This is a genomic window from Bhargavaea cecembensis, assembly GCF_001619585.1.
GTDB lineage: Bacteria > Bacillota > Bacilli > Bacillales_A > Planococcaceae > Bhargavaea > Bhargavaea cecembensis_A.
The window spans coordinates 1-278 of the sequence record NZ_LQNT01000006.1; the positions used below are offsets into that span (position 1 = coordinate 1).

General features: G+C 44.2%; 1 protein-coding gene. It reads left to right on the plus strand.

The features are described 5' to 3' along the window. Positions 1-278 (plus strand): hypothetical protein (locus AV656_RS16475; protein WP_197462199.1); only part of this gene is annotated, 278 nt, incomplete at both ends.

Genomic DNA, 278 nt, shown 5'->3' on the forward strand with positions numbered 1-278 from the left:
CGAAGTAGAAGTTCACGCACCTAACAAAGCGCCACAACATTTGAAAAAAATACTAAAGATCGACGAACCAACAGAAGAGGAAAAAGGATCGATCACCGTAGCCCACGCTGTAACAGTCGATGGAATGCTTGGAGCCCTTGCAGCAACTGACGGTTCAAACCAAACTCATGAAGTAACTGGAGAAGATGGCCAAGCGAAAGAAGGAGAAAGTGAATTAGCCACAGGTGACCAATTTATTGTAACGGCAGAAGATGGAACCCAGGCTACTTATACAATTA